The sequence below is a fragment of the Paraglaciecola sp. IT1134 genome (assembly GCF_058068185.1).
In genome coordinates this window covers 2,756,082-2,778,992 of record NZ_CM176486.1, presented here as the reverse complement: position 1 = coordinate 2,778,992, position 22,911 = coordinate 2,756,082, and the positions used below count along the sequence as shown (strand labels likewise).

Annotated in this window: 22 protein-coding genes; 11 read left to right on the top strand and 11 right to left on the bottom strand. The window is 43.2% G+C overall.

The window, feature by feature from the left end; translation table 11 throughout:
* Positions 1-9: 9 nt before the first annotated feature.
* Positions 10-1,449, bottom strand: a complete 1,440-nt coding sequence (gene ccoN, locus AC3RV5_RS12040; protein WP_489727893.1) for a cytochrome-c oxidase, cbb3-type subunit I — start codon at positions 1,447-1,449, stop codon at positions 10-12.
* 235 nt (positions 1,450-1,684) lie between these two features.
* Here ccoN and AC3RV5_RS12035 point away from each other — a divergent pair, with 235 nt between their 5' ends.
* Positions 1,685-2,152: a hypothetical protein gene (locus AC3RV5_RS12035; protein WP_489727892.1), complete on the top strand. Its 468-nt coding sequence runs from the start codon at positions 1,685-1,687 to the stop codon at positions 2,150-2,152.
* 33 nt (positions 2,153-2,185) lie between these two features.
* Here the strand turns inward: AC3RV5_RS12035 and bfr (AC3RV5_RS12030) are convergent, their stop codons facing one another.
* On the bottom strand, positions 2,186-2,653 hold the full coding sequence (bfr, locus tag AC3RV5_RS12030; protein WP_489727891.1) for a bacterioferritin: 468 nt from the start codon (positions 2,651-2,653) through the stop codon (positions 2,186-2,188).
* A complete protein-coding gene (bfr, locus tag AC3RV5_RS12025) occupies positions 2,653-3,132 on the bottom strand; it encodes a bacterioferritin (RefSeq protein WP_489727890.1) in 480 nt (159 codons plus the stop codon). Before bfr (AC3RV5_RS12025) ends, bfr (AC3RV5_RS12030) begins: the two co-directional genes overlap by 1 nt.
* A gap of 403 nt (positions 3,133-3,535) precedes the next feature.
* Between bfr (AC3RV5_RS12025) and AC3RV5_RS12020 the strand changes: the two genes are divergently transcribed.
* The 6 genes from AC3RV5_RS12020 (at position 3,536) to AC3RV5_RS11995 (ending at position 7,893) form a co-directional block, all read left to right on the top strand.
* The gene (locus tag AC3RV5_RS12020) at positions 3,536-3,760 is read left to right on the top strand and encodes a hypothetical protein (RefSeq protein WP_489727889.1); all 225 of its coding nucleotides are present in this window, start codon (positions 3,536-3,538) and stop codon (positions 3,758-3,760) included.
* The gene (locus AC3RV5_RS12015) at positions 3,760-4,590 is read left to right on the top strand and encodes a mechanosensitive ion channel family protein (protein WP_489727888.1); all 831 of its coding nucleotides are present in this window, start codon (positions 3,760-3,762) and stop codon (positions 4,588-4,590) included. Before AC3RV5_RS12020 ends, AC3RV5_RS12015 begins: the two co-directional genes overlap by 1 nt.
* A 63-nt stretch (positions 4,591-4,653) precedes the next feature.
* Entirely contained in the window at positions 4,654-5,181 is a 528-nt protein-coding gene (locus AC3RV5_RS12010) for an RNA polymerase sigma factor (protein WP_489727887.1), read from the top strand.
* A gap of 100 nt (positions 5,182-5,281) precedes the next feature.
* Positions 5,282-5,512: a lipopolysaccharide assembly protein LapA domain-containing protein gene (locus AC3RV5_RS12005; protein ID WP_489727886.1), complete on the top strand. Its 231-nt coding sequence runs from the start codon at positions 5,282-5,284 to the stop codon at positions 5,510-5,512.
* 124 nt (positions 5,513-5,636) lie between these two features.
* Complete coding sequence (locus AC3RV5_RS12000) at positions 5,637-6,740, top strand: OmpA family protein (protein WP_489727885.1); 1,104 nt, start codon at positions 5,637-5,639, stop codon at positions 6,738-6,740.
* Positions 6,741-6,900: 160 nt separating this feature from the next.
* Positions 6,901-7,893, top strand: a complete 993-nt coding sequence (locus tag AC3RV5_RS11995) for a phospholipase A (protein ID WP_489727884.1) — start codon at positions 6,901-6,903, stop codon at positions 7,891-7,893.
* Here the strand turns inward: AC3RV5_RS11995 and AC3RV5_RS11990 are convergent.
* From AC3RV5_RS11990 to AC3RV5_RS11980, 3 genes are all read right to left on the bottom strand, one after another.
* Positions 7,808-8,086 (bottom strand): response regulator, encoded by a 279-nt coding sequence (locus tag AC3RV5_RS11990; RefSeq protein ID WP_489732147.1) that lies wholly within the window; start codon positions 8,084-8,086, stop codon positions 7,808-7,810. The genes AC3RV5_RS11995 and AC3RV5_RS11990 overlap by 86 nt on opposite strands.
* Positions 8,087-8,112: 26 nt before the next feature.
* On the bottom strand, positions 8,113-8,265 hold the full coding sequence (locus AC3RV5_RS11985; RefSeq protein ID WP_489727883.1) for a hypothetical protein: 153 nt from the start codon (positions 8,263-8,265) through the stop codon (positions 8,113-8,115).
* A 253-nt stretch (positions 8,266-8,518) separates the two neighbouring features.
* On the bottom strand, positions 8,519-9,616 hold the full coding sequence (locus AC3RV5_RS11980) for a 6-phosphofructokinase (RefSeq protein ID WP_489727882.1): 1,098 nt from the start codon (positions 9,614-9,616) through the stop codon (positions 8,519-8,521).
* A gap of 547 nt (positions 9,617-10,163) precedes the next feature.
* Between AC3RV5_RS11980 and AC3RV5_RS11975 the strand changes: the two genes are divergently transcribed.
* Positions 10,164-11,090: a GGDEF domain-containing response regulator gene (locus AC3RV5_RS11975; protein WP_489727881.1), complete on the top strand. Its 927-nt coding sequence runs from the start codon at positions 10,164-10,166 to the stop codon at positions 11,088-11,090.
* Between the two features lie 121 nt (positions 11,091-11,211).
* Here the strand turns inward: AC3RV5_RS11975 and AC3RV5_RS11970 are convergent, their stop codons facing one another.
* Positions 11,212-12,093, bottom strand: coding sequence for a universal stress protein (locus AC3RV5_RS11970; RefSeq protein WP_489727880.1), 882 nt, complete (start codon positions 12,091-12,093; stop codon positions 11,212-11,214).
* Positions 12,094-12,449: 356 nt separating this feature from the next.
* Between AC3RV5_RS11970 and AC3RV5_RS11965 the strand changes: the two genes are divergently transcribed.
* Positions 12,450-13,796: an NfeD family protein gene (locus tag AC3RV5_RS11965; RefSeq protein ID WP_489727879.1), complete on the top strand. Its 1,347-nt coding sequence runs from the start codon at positions 12,450-12,452 to the stop codon at positions 13,794-13,796.
* The gene (locus tag AC3RV5_RS11960) at positions 13,789-14,565 is read left to right on the top strand and encodes a slipin family protein (protein ID WP_489727878.1); all 777 of its coding nucleotides are present in this window, start codon (positions 13,789-13,791) and stop codon (positions 14,563-14,565) included. The genes AC3RV5_RS11965 and AC3RV5_RS11960 overlap by 8 nt, the downstream gene beginning before the upstream one ends.
* Positions 14,566-14,704: 139 nt before the next feature.
* Here the strand turns inward: AC3RV5_RS11960 and AC3RV5_RS11955 are convergent, their stop codons facing one another.
* From AC3RV5_RS11955 to AC3RV5_RS11940, 4 genes are read right to left on the bottom strand one after another with little or no spacing between them, the layout of a single operon-like run.
* Entirely contained in the window at positions 14,705-16,312 is a 1,608-nt protein-coding gene (locus tag AC3RV5_RS11955; protein WP_489727877.1) for a response regulator, read from the bottom strand.
* Positions 16,309-16,881, bottom strand: coding sequence for a chemotaxis protein CheB (locus AC3RV5_RS11950; protein ID WP_489727876.1), 573 nt, complete (start codon positions 16,879-16,881; stop codon positions 16,309-16,311). The genes AC3RV5_RS11955 and AC3RV5_RS11950 overlap by 4 nt, the downstream gene beginning before the upstream one ends.
* The gene (locus AC3RV5_RS11945) at positions 16,871-17,740 is read right to left on the bottom strand and encodes a CheR family methyltransferase (RefSeq protein WP_489727875.1); all 870 of its coding nucleotides are present in this window, start codon (positions 17,738-17,740) and stop codon (positions 16,871-16,873) included. The genes AC3RV5_RS11950 and AC3RV5_RS11945 overlap by 11 nt, the downstream gene beginning before the upstream one ends.
* Complete coding sequence (locus AC3RV5_RS11940; protein ID WP_489727874.1) at positions 17,740-21,186, bottom strand: response regulator; 3,447 nt, start codon at positions 21,184-21,186, stop codon at positions 17,740-17,742. The genes AC3RV5_RS11945 and AC3RV5_RS11940 overlap by 1 nt, the downstream gene beginning before the upstream one ends.
* A gap of 573 nt (positions 21,187-21,759) precedes the next feature.
* On the opposite strand from AC3RV5_RS11940, the gene corA reads away from it, so the two are divergent.
* On the top strand, positions 21,760-22,827 hold the full coding sequence (corA, locus tag AC3RV5_RS11935; RefSeq protein WP_489727873.1) for a magnesium/cobalt transporter CorA: 1,068 nt from the start codon (positions 21,760-21,762) through the stop codon (positions 22,825-22,827).
* The last annotated feature ends 84 nt before the right edge of the window (positions 22,828-22,911 follow it).

Below are 22,911 nucleotides of genomic sequence, written 5' to 3'. Positions count from 1 at the left end.
ACTTCGCTCCTATGCCGGTTGCACTTGGGTGTCTGAGTCAGAAACCGTTTCTTCAGGTTTGGAACGAATAGTCATATAGCAGTTGTACGCCATGATGAACATCCCGATGACCACAAAAATACCACCTATAAAACGCACAAAATAGAAGGGTTTTGATGCTTCAAGTGATTCAACAAAACTGTAGGTTAGGGTTCCATCTGCGTTGATTGCTCTCCACATCAGACCTTGCAACACGCCAGACATCCACATAGCAACGATATACAGTACTACCCCTATAGTCGCTAACCAGAAATGTACGTTTATCAGGTAGATACTGTGCATTTTAGGTCTGTCGAATAAAACGGGGACCAAGTGATAAATAGAACCGATTGAGACCATGGCAACCCAACCTAAGGCGCCTGAATGCACATGGCCTATCGTCCAATCTGTATAATGGGACAGTGCGTTAACGGTTTTGATGGCCATCATAGGTCCTTCAAAAGTCGACATACCGTAAAAGGATAAAGACACAACCAAGAAACGTAGAATGGGGTCGGTGCGCAGTTTATGCCAAGCACCAGATAAGGTCATGATGCCGTTTATCATGCCGCCCCAAGAAGGAACAAACAGTATTATGGACATCACCATTCCTACGGATTGAGTCCAATCGGGCAGGGCAGTGTAGTGAAGGTGGTGTGGACCAGCCCAGATATATAATGAAATCAGGGCCCAGAAGTGCACAACAGATAAACGATAGGAATAAACCGGCCGGCCCGCTTGTTTGGGTACAAAGTAATACATCATGCCCAGGAAACCCGCGGTCAAGAAAAATCCAACGGCATTGTGTCCGTACCACCACTGCATCATGGCATCCACGGCTCCGGCATAGATGGAATAAGATTTGGTCAGGGAAATAGGCACCACCATACTATTACCTATGTGCAAGACCGCTACGGTGATTATAAAGGCCCCGAAGAACCAATTGGCAACATAGATATGAGATACCTTGCGAATAACCATAGTACCGAAAAAGTTAATAAGGTAGGCGACCCAAACCAGGGTAATTAAGATGTCGATTGGCCACTCTAACTCAGCGTATTCCTTAGTTGACGTTATCCCCATCGGTAAGGTGATCACTGCCGAAACTATCACAGCCTGCCACCCCCAGAAGGTGAACGCCGCCAATTTATCACTAAATAATCTGACTTGAGAGGTGCGCTGCACAACATATAAAGAAGTGGCCATTAATGCACAACCACCAAAGGCAAAGATCACCGCATTGGTATGCAATGGCCTTAGTCGCGAGAATGTTAACCAGGGAGTGTCGAAATTTAAGGCTGGCCAATAAAGCTGAGCGGCAATAAACACGCCAATAGACATGCCTATTATGCCCCAGATCACTGTCATAACTGCAAACTGACGTATAACCTTATAGTTATATTCAGGGTGTACTTGAATCGCTTCACTCATTTAATGAATCTTCCACTTCAATAAGGATGGTATGTGTATCTGGTGTCAACCTAGATATGTATGTATTTTGCTATTTAAAAGATCTTACCGATTGAAAAATAAGCTGAAAATACCAATAAAAAAACCGGCTCTATGATAGTCATTTCAGTATCAAAAAGATAGCGGCAAACAGTATTGTCACTTGGGTTTCTATGCGGCAAACTTGATCCAAATCAATTTAATTAATGGCAACACTTTGAATCGTTTATTAATTGTTCGCTTTTTGCCCTTATCTGTTATTGCAGTCTTGTTATTGTTTGGTTATTTTTACAACCGCGTTAAACATGATGTGAATTCGGGGGTCCAGTGTCAGCTCGTCGCCACCGAACAATGTGTATTGGTTATTGAACAGCAAGAATTTGCGGTGCAAATGTTGCGGCCAGCAGAAGTAGAAGAAGAGTTAGGCATTAAACTGGTTTTCCCCGCTCACTATCGTCTGGAAAAAAGCTGGATCCAGGGTGTGAATATGTATATGGGGCGTACTGCCTTATTACCAAAAAACATTGTTAGCGATGGGGATAAATCGTTTAGTGAACTGACATTTTTCTTGGGTGCTTGCAGTGAAAGCAAGATGCAATGGCAACTGGTACTGGTTTATCTCAATCCGATATCAGGGACACAACACAGGTTATTTTACAATTTTTCCACCGATACAGGAGCTTAAGCCGCCACCGTTAGCAACGGCTCAATTGTGATTTTACATTTGTGACTGCAAATAGTTAGCTAAACCGACACGCTTGATTAAGCCGAGCTGTTTTTCCAGCCAGTAGGCATGATCCATTTCCGTGTCATCGAGCAATACCATTAACATTTCTCGCGTCACGTAATCCTGCTCTTTCTCGCACTGGGCAATGACATCTTTGAGTTTATTGCATACTTCATACTCAACCCGTAAATCACTTTCCAACATAGAGGGTACATCTGTACCTATCTCCAGACCGTCTCGGTCTTTCATGTTTGGTGTGCCTTCCAAAAATAATATTCGCTCTATCAATTTGGTTGCATGACTTTTTTCGTCGTCAAACTCATGGGCGATACGCTCAAACAGTTTGTGTAGGCCCCAATCCTGATACATTTGTGAGTGAATAAAATATTGATCCATCGCAGCTAACTCATAAGCGAGTAAGCCATTTAACGCGTCGATAATAGGGGCTTTGCCTTGCATCAATCTTCTCCGTCAATTATTTGGGCCTGCAAGTAATTTTGCAAACCCATATTGGTAATCTGGTATTGCTGAGTTTCCAGCCAGTCAAGATGATCTTCCTCATATTTCAAAATATCTTCGAGTAAATCCCGCGACACATAGTCTTGTTTAATTTCACATTGACTGATGGCATGTTTCAATACTGATATTTGCTGGGATTGGAAGGTTGCATCACAGTCCATCATCTCCTGGGTTTCTTCACCAATCAACAATTTCCCAAGCATTTGTAGATTGGGTAAGCCTTGGAGAAACAAAATCCGTTCAATTAAAACATCGGCTTGTTTCATGTCTTTTATGGATTTTTTATAACAACGTTTGTCCAAAGCCGTCAACCCCCAATTTTTATACATGCGGGCATGTAAAAAATATTGGTTTATGGAGGTTAACTCACCGGTCAGCACCTCGTTTAATATCGAATTAATGGTTTTACTACCTTTCATGTATGTTACCTGTATTTAAGCCCCAATTAATTATTGGCGCGCTAAAATCATCAAAGGCTGCAAGTATAATTTGTTAACTACTATAAAGCAAAAAAAAGCTTTTTATTTCATATAGATATAGAATGAAAATGATAATGGTTGGCGATTGCGCCTTTGCTCTCAAACAGCTTTTTAGTCACGGGTTTACAAGGCCTAAAAATCAGCTTCCAATGAAATGTTTTCAGGTGAAGGCCTAACCTTATATCCTGGCTAATGAGTCTTCGTTTACTTATGCGGCGTGACAAAATTTCCGCAATTTTGTGACTTTTGTTGGCTACACCACGTCCATTGTTAGATTCTCAACCTTTACAGGTAACCAAAGGTTGATGTTTATGACCCCATTCAGATAACAGGAGCAAGTGGAATGACGTCTGATTATAGTGAACTCGAAAAAAAACTGGCAGAAGATGCATTTACTAAACATGAATTCCCCTCGGCTGAAGTTATGGCGGCGCAGATTACCAAACATGTTCAATGCAAAGAATTTGTCCGTCTAGGCGTCCATGGGGCTATGCGTGTCGTACTTTCGCTATTTGCCCCTTTGTTGTTGCAGCATAAATCTTCCCAGTCCAAAAAGGTTAAGCGCTGATGAAAGAGAATATAAATGTTTGGTTTCAGGCGATATCGAGCTCATTGGAAGCCTTGTTTATGGAAGTTGCAGGGTTTTTACCAGGCTTGTTTGCTGCCATCATTATCTTAGTTGTTGGCTATTTTATCGCCCGCTTAGTTCGTTATGCCTTAGTGGCCGTTTTAAAAAAGGCTGGTATGGATAGGCTTGCTTCAGCTACCGGCATTGACGGGCAGCTAGCGCGTTTGGGTAAAAAAGTCTCAGTGTCCAGCGCCCTTGGCTTGATGGTGTTTTGGATCACGCTGCTGGTATTTGTGGTCATGGCGGCAGATTCACTAGGTTTGGCCCAGTTAGGTGAAACCGTTGATCAGTTTTTATTATTTATCCCTAAATTAATCGCCGCTACCTTAATTTTACTGTTTGGTTTAGCCGCCGCTAATCTGATAAAAGCGATGATCTACGAAAACGCAAAAGCAGCTCATTTTGATTTTGCCCGCCCGCTATCCAATGCTACTTATGGCCTGGTGGCAATTTTGACTTTGTCCCTCGCTATTAATCAGTTGGAAATTGATACTCGCCTATTGGATATCATTATTGCTATTGCATTGGCGGCGCTGGGTATAGGAGCCGCCATCTCTTTGGGTTTAGGCAGTCGTGAAGCATCGCAAAATATCATTTACTCTTTGTATATAGCCGATACAGTGAAGGTAGGGGACAGCGTTACCTTGAAAGACGGTGTCGCGGGCAAAGTGGTGGAAATAAATGCTGTGGTAACCATCGTTCGTCAACAAGATGAATCCTTAAAGGTGATTGATAATAAAGTTTTCCTGGATGGCTTAACCATTCACTAATTTTTTTGACGTTGACAGCACTGAATTCAGTTGGATTTCGCATTTGCACATGATTTCAATAACTTGCAACACTTAACAGATACGCAACTGGTACGCAGAACGTTGCAACGCAGAGGAGACGCGACTTTGGCCTTTGCCTATCTGTATGCCAGGTACCAAAGGAAGGTATCAGCCTATGTAGGTGCTAAGGTGGGATACAACCACGGGATAAGCGATGACGTCCTGCAAGACACCTTTATGCTGGCCTGGCATAAGTTGGAACAATTAAAAGACCCCGAAAAATTTTTTCCCTGGTTAGTTACGATCGCCCGTAATTCGGCCTTGGATGTGTTAAGAGATAAACAGCGGGTCGATGAAATCAGCCATTTATTGCGTCAGGAAGAAGAAGCCGACGAGCCGTTGGATTTGACTGAGACTGAGCGATTACTGGCCAGTTTAGAAACAATTGACCGAGAAATAGTCGTGATGAGAGCGGTGCTAGAATGCTCGTTCGAAGAAATAGGCCAACAACTGAGTTTGACTTTAAGTGCTACTAAAATGCGCTATTATCGCGCCTTGGATAAATTGAAGGCTGAACAATTGTTAAATTAGACGCTAGCCGCTTAAACAGTGAATAAGTATGGCAGTTTTTGGTCTGAAACGAATCAATTGGAACAACAACAAACATGATATTTAATACCAGGAGGTTAAAATGAGCAAACCTAAATTATATCTATACGGTTCGGTAGTAGTGCTATTCGCACTATTTATTTTACAAAATATTCAAACTGATATTGTGAGCTTTTTATTTTGGGATTTTTCCATGCCCCGGGCCATTTTATTATTGTTCACTCTGTGTTTGGGGATCGTAATGGGTGCCCTTATTCCATTTACCAAATTACTGCCTAAAACTAAAGAAAACAAGCAATCTGATAAATATTAATTAGTTGTGTGACTTTTTCTGTTTAGCCTTCGTCTATACAGAAGATTAGTCAATAACTATGGTGTAAATACCAGTAGTCACTATTCGATACAGACATTCGAAATTGTTTATAAAGGAAAATATAATGAAAAAACATACATTGGCCATTGGTATTTCACTAGCAGTTTGCAGTACATTTACTGGCGCTCAAGAAATCGTCGAAAAGGAAGTTTGGGGAGCACTTTTTGGTGAGTATTATTCAGCATATCCAGAAAAATTTGAACCTGGCACCGCCTATGGAAATGGATTGGGTTATGGGGCAGAAATAGGGGTGCGTCTTAATCCTGATTGGGGTGTGCGCTTCGAGTTTTCACACCTGGATTTGGATGCGGAAATTGGCAGTGGCAACATCACCGGAGATAAAATTGGTATTGATGGTCTGTATTATATCAAACAAAGCAATATGTATATGTTTGCTGGTTTGAAAAATCAACGCCTGGAAGAAAGTTACAGAACGGCTAATCTTGGTTTGGGTGCCCATTGGCAGTTAAATGATCGCTTGAAGGTTGTTACCGAAGCGGCGGGTTATTACGATTTTGGTCAAGGTAACCCGGAATATAGCGTGAAATTGGGTTTGGCGTATAGCTTCAGTAAAACTGTAGCGTCACGCGCCCCAAGCGATGCGGACAATGACGGGGTGATAGATACACGTGATCTATGCCCTAACACACCATACGGCTCCCAAGTTGATGCTAACGGTTGTGTGTTGCCAACAGATGTAGACACTGACAATGATGGTGTATTAGACGCCAATGATGAATGTGCCAACACGCCCGCAGGGGATAAAGTGGATGCCGTAGGTTGCAGCATTTACACGCAAAACCAAGTATCAAAAACATTGGAGATATTGTTCACTAATAACTCTGCTGAAGTGACTAATTTTGATAGAGCCAGTGTGCAAGAATTTGCTGATTTTATGCAAAGTCACCCTGACACTGATGCCGTGATTGAGGGGTATGCCTCAGCTCCCGGTGAAGCCATTTATAATATGGCCTTGTCAATTGACCGAGCTCAAGCGGTCAAGAACTTACTGGTAGAAAAATACGGCATTGCCTCAGAGCGTTTGCAAACTGAAGGGTATGGTGAAACCAAGTTACTGGACACCAGCAATACGGCCCAAGCCAATAAGATCAACCGCCGCATCGAAGCGCATGCAACAGCAACAATAAGAACCAAAGTTAAAAGCTAACAAGCAACGCTTAGTTATACGGCAAAGGCACCCCAAAGGGTGCCTTTTTTATCTCTTTTAAAAACGCTACAATCAATGTTTTGATTTTCAAAGATACATTAGCGTAGTCCTAACACGCCTAATCGAGTCTTAATCGCAAAATACAAACCGGATACATTAGATGCGCACGCCATTACTTTGTTTACTGCCCCTGTTATTCAGGGTTGGAATACTTGAGGCACAGGAAGCTGCTGCCGAAACATCGGATAATATGGACAACTGTCTGATCAAGCAGCTGTCTATGGCCTCTGCAAAGACCACAGTCGGCGAACTTAGATTGCAGTGCAGTGATCCACTGAATAACCGTCTGCAAAAGCGCGCTGCCCTAGAACGTAGAGCCGCCCTTAATCCGTTTGCCTTATTACCACATAAGCCAAACTATGTGCTGCCCATCACGCTGGCGGATATCAGTAAAGATCCTTATGTCGGCGATCCCAAGGCTGAAAAATATCAGGATACTGAAGCCAAATTTCAAATATCTTTAAAATATCTGGCCCTAGAAGACGTGTTATTTGAAGGGCTGGACTTACAGGTAGCTTTCACTCTAAATAGTTACTGGCAGTCTTACAACGGGGAGATATCCGCACCGTTTAGAGAAACTAATTATGAGCCTGAATTGATACTCAACCTTAATAAATCCTGGTCATTGTTAGGTTTGCCGGTTGAACAAACTTCCCTGTCCTTGAACCATCAATCAAATGGTCAAACGGGGCTGCTATCCAGAAGCTGGAACCGTATCATTGCGGGTATTGTTTTTGCGCATACCAATAACGTTACCTGGGGCCTGCAAACATGGTGGCGTATACCAGAAGACAATAAAATAACCCCGGAGGCACCGGATGGTGATGATAACCCTGATATAGAAAAATACATGGGTTACGGAGCATTAGGTGCGGTGTGGAGTATTTCAGACCAGCAAACCCTCGAATTACAGTTGAGGAACAATCTGCGTAGTGATAATCGCGGGGCTGTGCAATTGGGCTGGACTTTTCCCATCACTAAACATCTGCACGGCTATGTGGAATATTTTAACGGCTACGGTGAGAGCTTGATCTACTACGATCAGCACGTCCAACGTATAGGCTTAGGCCTGAAATTAACGAATTGGCTATGAAATCAACTGTCCTCAAAATCAGTTTTACCACATTATTTAATTCATAATAGAGCACAGGTTTAACCAGGTGATAAGACATCCCGGCTTCCCGTGTACGCAATTTGTCCTCTTCATAAGCGTTGGCGGTTAAAGCAACGACCGGAATAGCGACAGATTGGTTGCTGATTAAATGAGTGGCTTGTATGCCACTCATATCTGGTAGCTTGATATCCATTAAAATCATATCGAAATCGCCTGAAACAGCGCAACTTGTATATCGATGATAAGACCAGCGTATTTGATGATTTTATCTTTTTTAGATAAAAATGCGCTACCGGAATCAAATGTCTCAGCGACAAAATTTTCATTGTGCAAAATACTGGCAATATGCATGCGGCTGCTTCCCAAATCGTCGATAACCGCAAACTTGACCGTTCTATCGATTGTGAAATCTGACTCGGTACTAAGCAGGACGCCTTTTGCTAAAGGCCGTGAGACAGTGAACGTACTGCCAAGGCCAACAATACTCCATCATGCCAAACATACCGCTAATAGGGGGGGAATTCGTGACTCATATTGGCCAGAAACTGCGTTTGGCGAAGTTAGCCGTTTTGGCTTGGCGCATTAGCAAAAACAATTCTTAGGACTATTTTTTTTGTGAGGCCATACCCGGATCCCCAAAACTAATTCCCAGCGAAAGGGCACTTAAAAATGTTCGATCGTCCTGGGGAACTAATCTGGTTTTATTCGCGACTTGTTGAAGTTTTACACTGGATAATTTGTTGTCTCGCATCACGACTGCTCGTCCGTATTCTTTGGCTGCAATAAGGTTAGCCGCATATCGACCAAGATTGGTTGCAAAAATACGATCATAAGATGTAGGCGAACCACCTCGCTGAATATGACCCAAAGCCGTCGAACGTATTTCTGCGTCCAACCTTTCTTCCAGTTGTGTTTTTAATACGTTACCTATACCACCAAGACGCAATGGATCTGGGCTGTTAGCTATATTTTCTCTGACAATTACTTCACCACCAGCGGGTTTTGCTCCTTCGGCAACCACCACTATTGAATAATGTTGAGAGCCCATTCTGGCGTTACATGATTTGGCGACTTCGTCAATGTCATAAGGATGTTCGGGGATCAAAATGGTATCCGCACCACCGGCTACCCCTGCATGCAAGGCTATCCAGCCCGCGTAGCGGCCCATGGTCTCCAAAATCATAATACGTTTATGGGATTGACCTGTAGTACGTAATCTATCCAGTGCATCAGTGACTATACTAACGGCTGTATCGAAGCCAAAGGTGCGATCTGTGCACATAAGGTCGTTATCTATGGTTTTTGGTATACCGACTATATTCATGCCTAACTTTGTCAGCTCATAGCCGATACTCAGCGTACCGTCTCCGCCTATTATGACTAACGCATCTAATCCCAATTTATTATAATAGGCTTTCACTGCGGCTGACTGATCCTGACCTTGATAGGCAAATGGATTGGCCCGATTGTGTGTGCCTATTATGGTTCCACCCGTAGCTAAAATGCCGCTGCAATCTTGGTAACTTAGTGCTCGAACCCGCTTTTCAATTAATCCCAGAAAACCATCCTCAATTCCGACAATGTCAGCATTGCAGGTTAACATCAGGGTTTTGGCTACGGCTCGTATAGCGGCATTCAATCCAGGGCAGTCACCTCCGCCAGTTAATAATCCAACTCGTAAAGGTTTATTGGTTAACGCCATATTCGACTACTCCATAGTGCTTATAATGGGAAATATTGTTCAGGGTAACTTCGGCAATTTGTTGCATGACGTCTTTAGTGATTAATGCATACACACAAGATTTAAACGTGGCAAAAAGTAATAAATGGCGTGATGCTGTAATTGATCCTGCACGTTAAAGGCATTGCGGTCATATGCCTTGGGATTGAAAAGTGCTATTTTCATCTTAACCGGAACTATAACCCAAATTTTTTACCCTATATTTCATTATTATAGTGTAGGCTGAATGCTGAAACTGGAGTAATCATTTTTACTTCAATCCAGTTGTGGGATTAAACTTTAGCAACCATCCGACGTGCAATTAAAATTTGGCTTGACCTGTATTAGTCAATGACAATGACCAGTTAGACGAATATTATTACTCCATACAGAGCCTCAAGTGTCAAGTTGATAAACATTGAGCTCTTTTTATTAGTCAGGCGGAGTAAAATCATCGTGTTAAGTGGTTTGCTTCTGAATTAGTGTGATGTAGTAAAATATGCATCACTTAAAAACCCGGGAGAAAAATTTGAAGACGACGCTAAATCCGGTTGAAGGCGTAACCCTGTCAGACAAACCGCGTATTTTGGTTGTGGACGATCAGCCGATTAATATTCAGATAATCAACCAGATCTTGATAGAAGATTATCAGCTATTTTTTGCTACCTCCGGGGACGAAGCTCTGAATTTTTGCACGAAGACCCCACCAGACATGGTTTTAATGGATGTGGTAATGCCTAATATGGACGGATTGACAACCTGTAAAATCATGAAACAAACCCCTGGACTGGAACCTATTCCGGTGATGTTTGTCACTGCTTTGCAAAAACAAAATGAGGAAAATGCCTGTTGGGAAGCGGGAGGCATTGATTATTTGATTAAACCCGTCAACCCTGCCACCTTACGTAATAGAGTTAAGGCACATATTACCCTTAAATTTCAGACCGATTTACTGAAGAAAATGGTTTACTTGGATGGTTTGACCGGGGTGTATAACCGTAGATATTTTAACGATTTTTTACGTAAGCAAATGGGCCAGGCCAAACGCTCAGAACAGACTTTGGCATTGTTGATGATCGATATTGATTTCTTCAAACAGTTTAATGATCAATATGGTCATTTGGCCGGAGACGATCAGTTAAGTGCAGTTGCACAATGTTTAGGCAGTGTATTGAGCCGCCCTACAGATATAGTGGCTCGATATGGTGGCGAGGAGTTTGCGTGTGTATTACCTTGCACAGATGTGAAAGGAGCACAGTATATGGCTCAAAAGTTGGTCAACAGTGTGTCTGACTTAGGGATCCCACACAAATTGTCACCCTTCAATATTTTAACAATCAGTGTTGGTTTGGCTGTCATTGACGGTAATGAACAGTCTACTGACGATTTGGTTTTAGTTGCAGACAAAAATCTATATAAAGCCAAAAAAACCGGTCGCAACCGATTCGTCGGATAGCAACGATAAAGGAGCCAAGGAACACGTTTAGTTTTGTCCCTTGGCCAGTGACAGGTATTGCCTGTTAGCCGAATATAAGCCTGATTTCGGGGCGAAAATGGCGCTCGTTAGGGTAACTCCGTTAGGGCTGAACGATCAATACGTCGGTTTTAAGTAAAGCAAGCACACTCTCTGCGGTATTGCCTAATAATTTCGCTTTCAATCCTTTGCGCCCAACACTACCCATCACCACCAACGCTGCGCCTATGTCAGATGCGACACTGGGGACCACTTTGTCAGTGTCGCCGGCTTTGATATGTATATGATCCAACGGAATATCGTAGTCGCCTAACATTGCCTGCATTAATGGAATATATTTAGCCTTGGCTTGTTTGACAGTTTTGTTTTTATCAATTATTCCCAAATCTTTTAGCACAGGAGAAATTGCCAAACTAAAACACAAATGCAGTGGCATGTCGTTTGCTGCAGCCAACATTTTGCCTGCTTCAATCAGCTTTTGATTCAAGGCTTGTTTGGATTTTTTTTTCGAAGCCATATCCAAAGTCACCATAATGCACTGTTTTTTACGCCACTTTTTTTCTGCGACCAGCATAACTGGCGTCCCGCCGTTGCGTAACAGGTTCCAATCAGTAGGTACGTAAAATGCTTTTTCGCTACGATGGCCCGTTTTAACGATCAGATCATAACTATGATTTTCACAATGCTGCTTGACCCAGCTCGCCATGTCTTTGCTCCAGACGATTTCGCAGCTCGTATCGCTGGGTAAGCCTTGATTACTGATGGCGTCTTGTAACCAAACTTGATGATTATCTATAATCTGCTGTTTGGCTTGGCCAAGCTGTTGTTCGTTCAAATTTTCGGACAAAATGGCTAAGCGTTCATAACTAAATCCCACGACATGCAAATTGGCATCATAACGTTCTGCCATAGTTTTCGCATGAGCAAGAGCTTTTTGTGACGCGTCTTTTTGGTCTGAAACGACCAGAATATTTTTTATTTTCACTTAATCAACCTTAATTTTTGCTGATGAATGGCTTAATACCAGCCCAGATCCTAACTTGTTATTCAGACACAGCAATTGAGCTAAAACAAGAAGTAGTTTGATAAATATAGTAAATTCCTTGGCAAAAACGCACTGGTGGACTTGGCAGGACCCTAGCTGCCATATGCATCCAAAGTTATTGACTTACAAGAGCCGTTGCGACCTGGGGGCATTATTTTTTTTGTCGCTAAGTCTGGCTTGTCTGAGCCCGGCATAGTGACGAACTAGAGGGTATTAGCTGAAAATGCCCGGCGATTAAACCGTTTTCGTACAGTAACGGCTATACTTAAACTGTCATTCCGGTCCGAGTCGTTACTGTGTTGAACATACGTTTATGGGTATTGCTGATCCTGCTTTTTTCGCCTCTGGTAACCGCAGCGGCCAACAAGGTGTGGTTGTTAGAAATTCGCGGGGCTATAGGCGTGGCTAGCATGGAATACCTGGTGTCAGCTATAGATTCTGCCACTGATACTGACCCTAAAGAACGGCCGCAGGTCATTATTCTACGGATGGATACACCAGGTGGGCTGGACAATGCTATGCGGCAAATGATCCAGCGTATTTTATCTTCTACTATACCTGTCGTCGGTTATGTATCGCCACAAGGGGCACGGGCAGCCAGTGCCGGCACCTATCTATTATATGCTAGCCACATCGCTGCCATGGCCCCGGCAACTAACCTGGGGGCCGCCACGCCAGTACAACTTGGTGGCCCCCAAGCGCCGGCACAATCTGATCACGAAGGTAGTGACGCTGCACCGCCAGTTAGCACTATGCAGCAAAAAATCATAAATGACGCAACCGCCTATATCGAGGGCCTGGCCGACCTAAGAGGACGCAATCGTCAATGGGCGGCACAGGCTGTTCGGTTTGGGGCCAGTCTGTCGGCTGCAGAAGCATTGGAGCAACACGTGATTAATATAGTTGCACTAGATATAGCCGATCTTCTGCAACAGCTTGATGGTATGACGGTCACTATGCCAGACAAAAAGCTGACGCTGAACACCTTAGATGCCCAGATAGTCACAAAAGATGCAACCTGGCGGCAACAATTCTTGGCCGTTATAAGCGATCCAAGTATCGCTTATGTGCTCATGATGATCGGTGTGTATGGCCTAATTTTTGAGTTTTCAAATCCAGGGGGAGGGGTGCTGGGGATCACAGGCGCCGTTTGTATACTTTTGGCGTTATATGCATTTCAGGTACTACCGGTCAATTACGTGGGGGTTGTTTGTATTTTACTGGGGGTTGGCTTGATGGTCGCAGAAGCGTTGCTGCCTAGTTTTGGTTTTTTTGGGATTATCGGTGCCGTCGTACTGGTTATAGGTTCGGTCATTTTGATCGATACGCCAGAACCTGCTCTGCAAATAGCCTGGCCAGTAATTGCTGCCGTCGCTATAGCCAGCGCCAGCTTTACTTTTTTGACCATTAGTATGTTGCTTAAAAATCGCCGGCAAAAGTTACGCAGTGGCGTGGCTAGTTTGATCGGAGCTTCTGCAAAAGTGGAAACGCTCTATGACACCCACGCCATGGTTCGCCTGCAAGGTGAGCTATGGCAGGCCCAGGCCAACTCTCCATTGAAGCCAGGCGACAGGGTAATAATCAAGTCTATCAAAGGACTGATCTTAAACGTGCGTAAACAATCGGAGGTCGAAAATGAATAACACAATTTTTTTACAATATGTGTGGGTACCCTTAATCTTCTTACTGGCGTTGTTTGTCTTATCTATTTTTCGGGTTCTACGAGAATACGAACGAGGAGTGATTTTCTTCCTCGGTCGTTTTCAACAGGTCAAAGGCCCCGGTCTCATTATTGTGATCCCTTTTATCCAACAAATGGTGCGGGTTGACCTGCGCACTGTGGTGATGGATGTGCCTACCCAGGACGTTATTTCCAGAGATAACGTATCAGTCAAAGTTAACGCCGTCCTCTATTTCAGGGTTATCGACCCGGAAAAAGCCATCATCCAGGTAGAGGATTTCTTAGCAGCAACCAGTCAGCTGTCACAAACCACTTTACGCTCAGTGTTGGGCCAACATGAACTGGATGACATGTTGGCAGAGCGTGAGAAACTTAATGCCGATATCCAAGCCATACTCGATAAACAAACCGACGCCTGGGGTATCAAGGTTTCAAATGTAGAAATAAAGCATGTAGATTTGGACGAAAGCATGATCAGAGCCATTGCCCAACAGGCAGAAGCAGAGCGTTCGCGCCGGGCCAAAGTTATTCATGCCTTGGGCGAAAATGAAGCGTCTGAAATGCTACTCAGTGCGGCCATTACACTGGCAAAACAACCTCAAGCCTTGCAGCTTAGATATCTTCAGACATTGACAGAAATAGCCGGCGACAAAAGCAATACGATTATTTTTCCGCTGCCTATGGATTTGCTGCATAGTTTAGAAAAAGTGTTTAAGCACGGTGACAAATGATCTAATGGCGGGGGGATGCATAATCAACAAGACGGTTAATTTCTAGTCTGATCTCAGGGGTGAACATCATAAAGTATCTCGGGCCGTCGCTTAACCTCAGCATACATGCTAAAAAGACAAGGTTTGGTGTCAAGAGTCATTATTCTATAGTTGCCAATAAGGCATTAATATCCTTTAAACTTACGGGTTTGACTAAATGATGATCGAAGCCAGCTGCAGTGGCATCTTCACGATCTTGTTGCTGACCATACCCTGTTTGAGCAACAATGAGTGTATTGACTAAACGGTTATTTTTACGCAGTTCACGGCAAACCTGGTAGCCGTCAATATCCGGTAAGCCGATATCTAACAATATTGCCGCCGGCGCAAAGTCGGCGGCAATTTTTATGGCGTTGCGTCCATTAAATACTACTTTTGCGGCATGTCCTAACAAGGTCATAATTTCAGCTAACGAATTTGCCGCTTCTTGATTATCGTCGACAATTAATATACGTAAAGCGACTGGCTTAGCAGTGCCTTGCTCAGCGACTGTGGCAGTTTTACTGAACGTATGATTAATGTTCGAAGTGATATCTGAAACTATGGGTAAACATAACCTGAATGTGCTGCCTTTACCTAGCCCGTCACTCTTTGCTTCGATGGACCCTTGATGCATCTTAACAATCTGTTTTACCAACGATAATCCAATGCCTAATCCTCCTTGTGAATAGCGAGAGGTGAAATCTACTTGCGTAAAAATGTCGAACACTTTAGTCAACATATTAACGCTAATACCTATCCCATTATCGCTTACTTCGATTACGAAACTTGAATTATCACGAAAGGCGAGCAGTCTAATTTGACCACCCTCTGGCGTATATTTTGATGCATTATTTAATAAATTAATTAGGACTTGTGAGAGCCGGGTCAGATCGCCATATACGTAATCCGACCCGTCTGCAATATCGAGGCTAAGGTGTTGTTTTTTATTCTCAATATTAAGAAGGCTTACCGTTAGTGCATTATTGATAAAGTTTTCAACAGGAAAATTATCTTTACAGAGATTTATCTTGCCCAAACTTACCCGGGAGATATCTAACAAATCGTCGATTAACCTGACCATATTATTGACTTGAAGATCCATCATGTCGCAGATTTGTAGGATGCTGCTCGGATCTTCGCTCAAACGAATAAGCTGTAGACCATTGTGGATCGGGGCCAAAGGATTGCGTAATTCGTGGGCCAGGGTGGCCAAAAACTCGTCTTTTCGTTGATCATTTTCTTTTAACGCGTGAGCATATTTTTGGCTAATATCTAACAGTGACTTATTTTCATGTGCTAACGTTTGTAATTCGTCATGCTGTAATTGCAGTTGCAATTTTTGGGCATAAATGTCAAAAAAAATAGCCGCCTTACTTTGTAAAATATCCGGATTGATAGGTTTTTGCAGAAAATCTACCGCGCCGGCTTGATATCCTTGAAAACGTCGGTTCTGATCGTCGTGACCCGCGGTAAGAAAAATAATAGGGGTATGCCGGGTCTTTTCTCGTCCGCGCATTAATTCGGCAAGTTCAAATCCATTCATATTCGGCATTTGCACATCCAACAACGCCAGCGCTACCTCGTATTCCAATAGTAGTTCGAGGGCTTCTTCACCAGAATTGGCTTTGAGTAACGTCAGCCCATCACGGATTAAAAGCGCCTCAAGCGCTAACAGATTTTCTTCCAAATCATCAACTAACAAAAAGTAAATAGGTAAGGTAGTCATGCTATTAGTTCCCCAGTTAGAAAGTCACTAATCGCATTTAAGTTTAAAATGCGCGGGTTTTGACAGGCATTAATCGCCGACAATGGCATGGTGTCTATTTCAGCCTCTTCCGGGTTTTGCACTATTGCGATACCTCCAACTTGTTCTACACGTTTAAGACCCTTAGCGCCATCAGTATTGGCACCGGTGAGCACAATACCCAGTAGCCTTTCTCGGTAGGCATCGGCGGCCGTTTCAAACAAGACATCAATAGAGGGGCGAGAATACTGTACCGGTTCATCGCTGGAAAAAGACAAAATTTTATTGGTTTCAATTAACAGGTGGTAATCTGGGGGGCCTAGGTAAACCACCCCAGGTGTTAACGCTTCTTTGTCTTGCGCCTCTTTTACCGTTAACCGACAACCTTGTTGCAAAAGTTCGACTAACATACTGGGCTGATCTCTGACTAAATGCACCACTATTATGATCGGTAACGGATAATTTGCCGGTAATCGCGTCAATATAGTCTTTAACGCATCAAAAGCACCTGCCGACGCGCCTACGACTATTGCTTCAATGTTATGTGACATATTCTAAACTCGTTTCTTTTTGATAGATTTTAGATTTAGGCAAAAACGCAGTAAACGCATGGGCATGAGGGGAGAACTGTAAACTTTCTTTAGAGCCAAGCCATAAAAAGCCCTTACGGCAAAGGGAATGGTTAAACAGTTTGATCACTCTGGCTTGTAAATCTTTTTCAAAATAAATAAGCACATTGCGACAAGACACCAATTGCATTTCTGCAAAATCAGCATCACTGACCAAATTATGTTCAGAAAAAACGATCCGTTTACTTAGGCTGCTATCTAATTTGGCTGCACCGTAGGCGGTGGTATAATAATCAGATAACGACGCTTTGCCTCCGGCCATCAAATAATTTTTACTAAAGACTTTCATCCTATCGAGATCATAAACGGCCATTTTAGCTTTCTTCAATGATTCGTTATTAATATCTGTGGCGTAAAAAGTGGTGCGTTCTTCCAACCCTTCTTCGCGAAATAAAATCACTAATGAGTAGAGCTCCTCACCGGTAGAGCATCCGGCGATCCACACATTGATCGATGGGTAGGTCTTCAGATGGGGGAGTACCTTTTCGCGAAGGTCTTTAAAATAAAGTGGATCGCGAAATAAATCACTTACAGGCACGGTTAGAAAAGCCAATAATTTTGGCATTATGTCGCTCTCGTGCAAGATGCGATTTTGTAACAATGAAAACGTCTCACAGACAAAATGTTCTCTGGCTTTGGTCATTCTGCGTTTGATTGAGGCTTTTGAATAGCCACGAAAATCAAAGTGATATTGATAAAAGATCGCTTCGAGTAGCAACTCTAATTCAAAATCCTCAAGATTTTGGCGCGGCTCAGTGACTGGGGTAGGGCGGGTAGACATTATTTGGGCATCCACACCCGCAGCAAAGAAAGTAATTTGTCGATATTGATAGGCTTTGGCAAATAATCGCTGGCACCTGCCTGCAAACACTTGTCACGATCATTGGGCATTGCTTTAGCCGTGAGCATAATAATGGGTAAGGTTTGCCACAGTGAATTTTCTCTAATTTTGCCTACAGCGGTAATACCGTCCATTCCCGGCATCATGACATCCATCAACACCAGCTCAATTTCCCCTTTGCTTTCTATGTTTTCCAAAGCCTCTAACGCTTCGAAACCATTACGCGCGATGGTTAGGACTACTCCCTGGGGTTCGAGAATACTGACCAGGGAATAAACGTTTCTTACATCGTCTTCAACGATCAATATATGGCGATTTTTCAGGTGGTCATTTCGAATTCCAGATGTCTCGAGCATCATTTGTTGTTCTACCGGTAAATCGGACACTACTTGGTGTAAAAAGAGCGTGACTTCATCCAATAGTCTTTCCGGCGATTTTGCACCCTTGATGATAATTGATTTCGAATACTTGGCTAAACTGCGTTCGTCTGACGGGGATAACTCTTGACCCGTATAAACTATCACCGGGGGATAGGAATAGCTGTCGTTTTCACTCAAGGTTTCGAGCAACTCATTGCCCGATGAATCCGCTAGTTTCAGGTCTAATACCATACAATCAAAGGTGGAATCTTTAAGTAATGCTAAACATTCTGCAGCGCTGGCTACACCGATAATCTCAATGTTATCTGCGTCCAGCAGCTTGGCAATACTTTCACGCTGGATCAGGTTGTCTTCTACCACTAGCACTCGCTTCATCTTTTGGCTAAGTCTGACTTCTATGCTTTTAAACGCCTGGATCAGTTGTTGACTACTAACAGGTTTGGTCAAATAACTGGTGGCACCCAAATTTAGTGCAGTTAATGGATCGTCCTGAGCTGAGATCATGTGCACCGCAATATGTCGGGTGAGTTTGTCGTGCTTGAGTTGGTCAAGTACGGACAGGCCTGAGCCATCAGGAAGGCCAATGTCCAATAGCACTGCTGCTGGTAAATATTGTTTGGCTAAGAATAACGCTTCTTGAGCAGTAGAAGTAATTAAACAATAGAAATTAAGCTCATGTGCCAGATCGTAAAGAATTTTGGCGAAATGTTCATCATCTTCAACCACCAGGATTAAATTCTTGTCCTGAGCAAGGCGCTCACGATCATCCTCCAGGTGATAACGCGCTTTCGGCGCTTCAACTATTTCAGTTTCGCTGGGCGCATTGTGAGTACTCGTTCTTGCATCAACTACTGAGGATAGGCCTATCTCAGCATGCTCAATTTGTTGCTCGTTGGATACTGCGCCTGGGTCACATTTTTCAGGCACAATGAGGGTAAAAGTACTGCCCTCGCCAAGGACGCTGTGGACCGTTAAACTACCGCCTAACAATCCCGTCAATTCTTTTGAAATGGACAATCCAAGTCCGGTACCACCATACTGGCGGTTAGCTTTCCCGTCAGCTTGCTGAAAAGCGTCGAAGACTGACTGTTGTTCGTCTATGGCTATACCTATGCCGGTGTCGACAATCGTAAATGCAACTTTTGCTTCCGGCGCTGCCGTAATGGTTAAACTAACCCCGCCCTTTTCCGTGAATTTCACCGCGTTCGACAACAGATTTCGCAGCACTTGTTCTAGGCGCTGGCGATCGGTGGTAATAAATTTTGGGCTTTGCGGTGCAATACTCATTTCCAATTGAACGGATTTTTGTTCGGCTAAGGGCTCAAACGTATTGTGCAGATCGTTGATTAAACCTTGCAAAGAGACTGACTCTGTAAAAATCTGCATCTGACCGGCTTCGATTTTGGAAAGATCAAGGATATCGTTGATAAGCTCCAGTAAATTATTCCCCGATGAGTTAATGGTGGTGGAAAATTTTACTTGTTCCTCAGTCAAATTGCCTTTTGTGTTGTCGGCCAATAATTTGGATAGAATTAACAATGAATTGAGGGGGGTACGCAATTCATGAGACATATTCGCCAGAAAATTAGACTTAAACTGACTGGAGCGTTCCAATTCCTCTGCTTTAAGTTGCACGGCTGCTTTAGTGCTTTCTAGATCATCCCGCTGCGTTTCAAGAACATCCGTTTGTTGTTGCAACTGTTCATTGGATTGCATGAGTGCTTCTTGCTGCTGTTCTAATTGCCCTTGGGACACACGCAGTAAATTGCCTTGCTGTTCCAGCTCTTCATTGGCAACGCGCAATTCTTCACTTTGCACTTGCAGTTCTTCGCCCTGATTTTGGGTTTTTTCCAATAAATTTTGTTGCTGAATACGATAGTCAGCAGACTTAACGGCGACGCCGATAGATAAAGCAATACTTTCAAGTAGTTGCAGATCAAAATCATTGACGGGATGTAGGAAACCGAGCTCAACTATGGCGTTGACCACACCGTCAACCAAGGTAGGGAAAATGACTAAGTATCGTGGGCTTGCACTGCCAAAGGCAGAGCCCATGGTCAGGTACCCGTCTGGCACTGGGCCAATAACGTGCATTTTGTTGTCAGTAGCAGCTTGGCCAATTAGCCCTTCGCCTAAGCGGATTTGTTCTGGGAGCTCAGCGTTTGCTGGGACACCATAAGTAGCCAATCGTTGAAAAAGACCGTGATTTCCAACGAAAACCGCCCCAGCTTGAGCGTTAAGATTGCTGGCCAGAAATGTCAAAATATTACTGCCAAGTTGTTTTTGCCCTTGTTCGCCGTCCATGGCCTTGCTTAGGCCCACTTGTAAGTGTTGTTTACGCACTTCGCGGCGTCTGGTGACGTTGGTTACTCTGGAAAGGTAAACCACTAATCCAACCAGGATTAAACTCAAAACGCTAGTAATAATGCCCACCACTATCGCCGTTTGATAAGCATCACGCATTTTATCTAGCCGACTATTGTAGTCATCCACCCGCTCGGCTCGCACTATACCTATTTGAGCTCTGATTTTTTCCATTATAATTTTACCTTGATCAGTGGCCATCGCGTTGCTCGCCGCTTGCAATCCTTGTGTGCGTCTCAATACAATCGTTTGCTCAAGCTCTTCAAACTTGAGGTTAACCAAATTGGTGAGATTTATAATCGCTGGTCTACGTCCCACGAGCTGAACCAGCGATACCGTTTTGTTTGCCACTTGTTCACGGGCTTTAGCATAGTACTCAAGGTAGCTTTCTTCGTCAGTGATAAGGAAACCTCGTTGACCGGTTTCGGCGTCTTTGATTAAGGTGAAAATTTCGTCCATCGTCTCGATCACTTGATGAATGTTGACTATTTGTGCCGTTTCACTATAAAGCGTACGTGTATTGGAATAAGCCGTCACACCACTGATCACCAGAAATAAAATTATGCCAACTGCGCCAAAAGTGGTCGCCTTGGGAGATTTGAATGTAAGTGGCTGAATAGCGCCAGTTGTGTCTGGGATCATAGTGTACGTAACCTTTGGACGAGCTTTAAATTAGAGGAATTGGGACGAAATATTCATCGTTAAAAATTTGACAATAACTGATTGCTCTGCTTATAGACCAATAAAAGGATTCGGCAGTATAACGAGTATGGTTATTAAGAACACCTTTAATAACGTAAATATAGGCAATTCACGATAAGGCCAGTTGTAGCCGTTATGAACAGTTGAATAGGCAGTGAGTCTTTTCGCGTGGGATGTTGACAGGCTGGGGTATGACGAAGATAGCCAACGGCCAACTTATGTCTATTTTGGCGGACTACCAGCCTAAGCCAAGTCATGCTGGTTGTTTTATTAAAACCGACGCAATCTCCTGACAAACGCGAGGCTTTATGGACTGGCTGGCCTTGATAATGAGAGGTTATCATGATTGCTGTACCTATTATTCAAATGCTGAAATTCGTTGTTGATAGCTATTAGGCTTTTATTTCCGGGACTTTCGTTGGTGGGTGGGTGCAGATCGATAACTAACTTACTTTTCGTATTCAGGGATATTTGGTTTAGTCTAGAAGGACAAACATATCTTGGATTATAGTGATGAATTTATTACATAAAACTTATCATCCTCCCGGCACTATGCCAGGCACGCTTAAAGAACCGCTTAGTGGTGAGTATAGCCTTTCACTTTTTAATTATTCTGCCCAAGACTTTTTTGAAGAACATAATTTGTCGACGGATGCTTGTCGAGACTTTATAGAAAACGATAATTTCACCTGGATCCATGTGCAAGGCGAGCCTACCAATGAGACCCTCAAGTCACTTGCTGATAGTATTGGCATTCACGAATTATATATTGAAGATGTGGCCAATATTGGTCAACGTCCTAAACTAGAGACTTTAGATAAACAGATATTTTTGATCTTGAGTCTTCCGGTCAATGGACTGGAACGGCTGAATATCGAGCAGATCAGTCTTTTCCTAGATAACCGCACCCTGATTTCATTCTGCAGCGGAGACTTTAATCCTTTCGATGCAATAATCGAGCGATTGAGATCAAATATCGGAAGGCTACGTAAACGGGAAACGGACTATTTATTTTACTGTTTGATCGATACGGTAATTGATTATGGCTACCCCATATTGGAAAAATACGCCGATAAAATAGAGGCGATTGAAGAAACGCTGCTTGAGAGTCATGACAATAATGTGCTGCGCCAAATCCATTCGTTACGCAGAGAATTACTGTTATTACGCAGAAGACTTTGGCCACAACGTGAAGTCATCAACGAACTGTTGCGAGACGATGACAACGATCTCATCCAGCCTGATACATTAATGTTTTTACGTGATTGTCACGATCATACCATTTCCATAATGGAGATGCTGGAAACCTATCATGAAATGACATCAGGACTGATGGAATTACATATGACCACAGTCAGCCTGAGGTTGAATGATGTTATGAAAGTGCTGACGATAATTGCAACTCTGTTTATTCCACCCACTTTTATTGTCGGTTTGTACGGCATGAATTTTAGCCCAGCGTTGGGCCCATTTAGTATGCCAGAACTAACTTCGCAATATGGTTATGTTGGCGTGTGGTCGGTGATAATTACGATGATTGGCAGCATGTTGTATTATTTCAGACGTAAAAATTGGCTCTAAAACAGCCTGTTTTCAGCCTCGACATTAAACACTATAACTGGCAAATATTAATAATACAGAGAAATATGGGGTTCTGATCTTGAC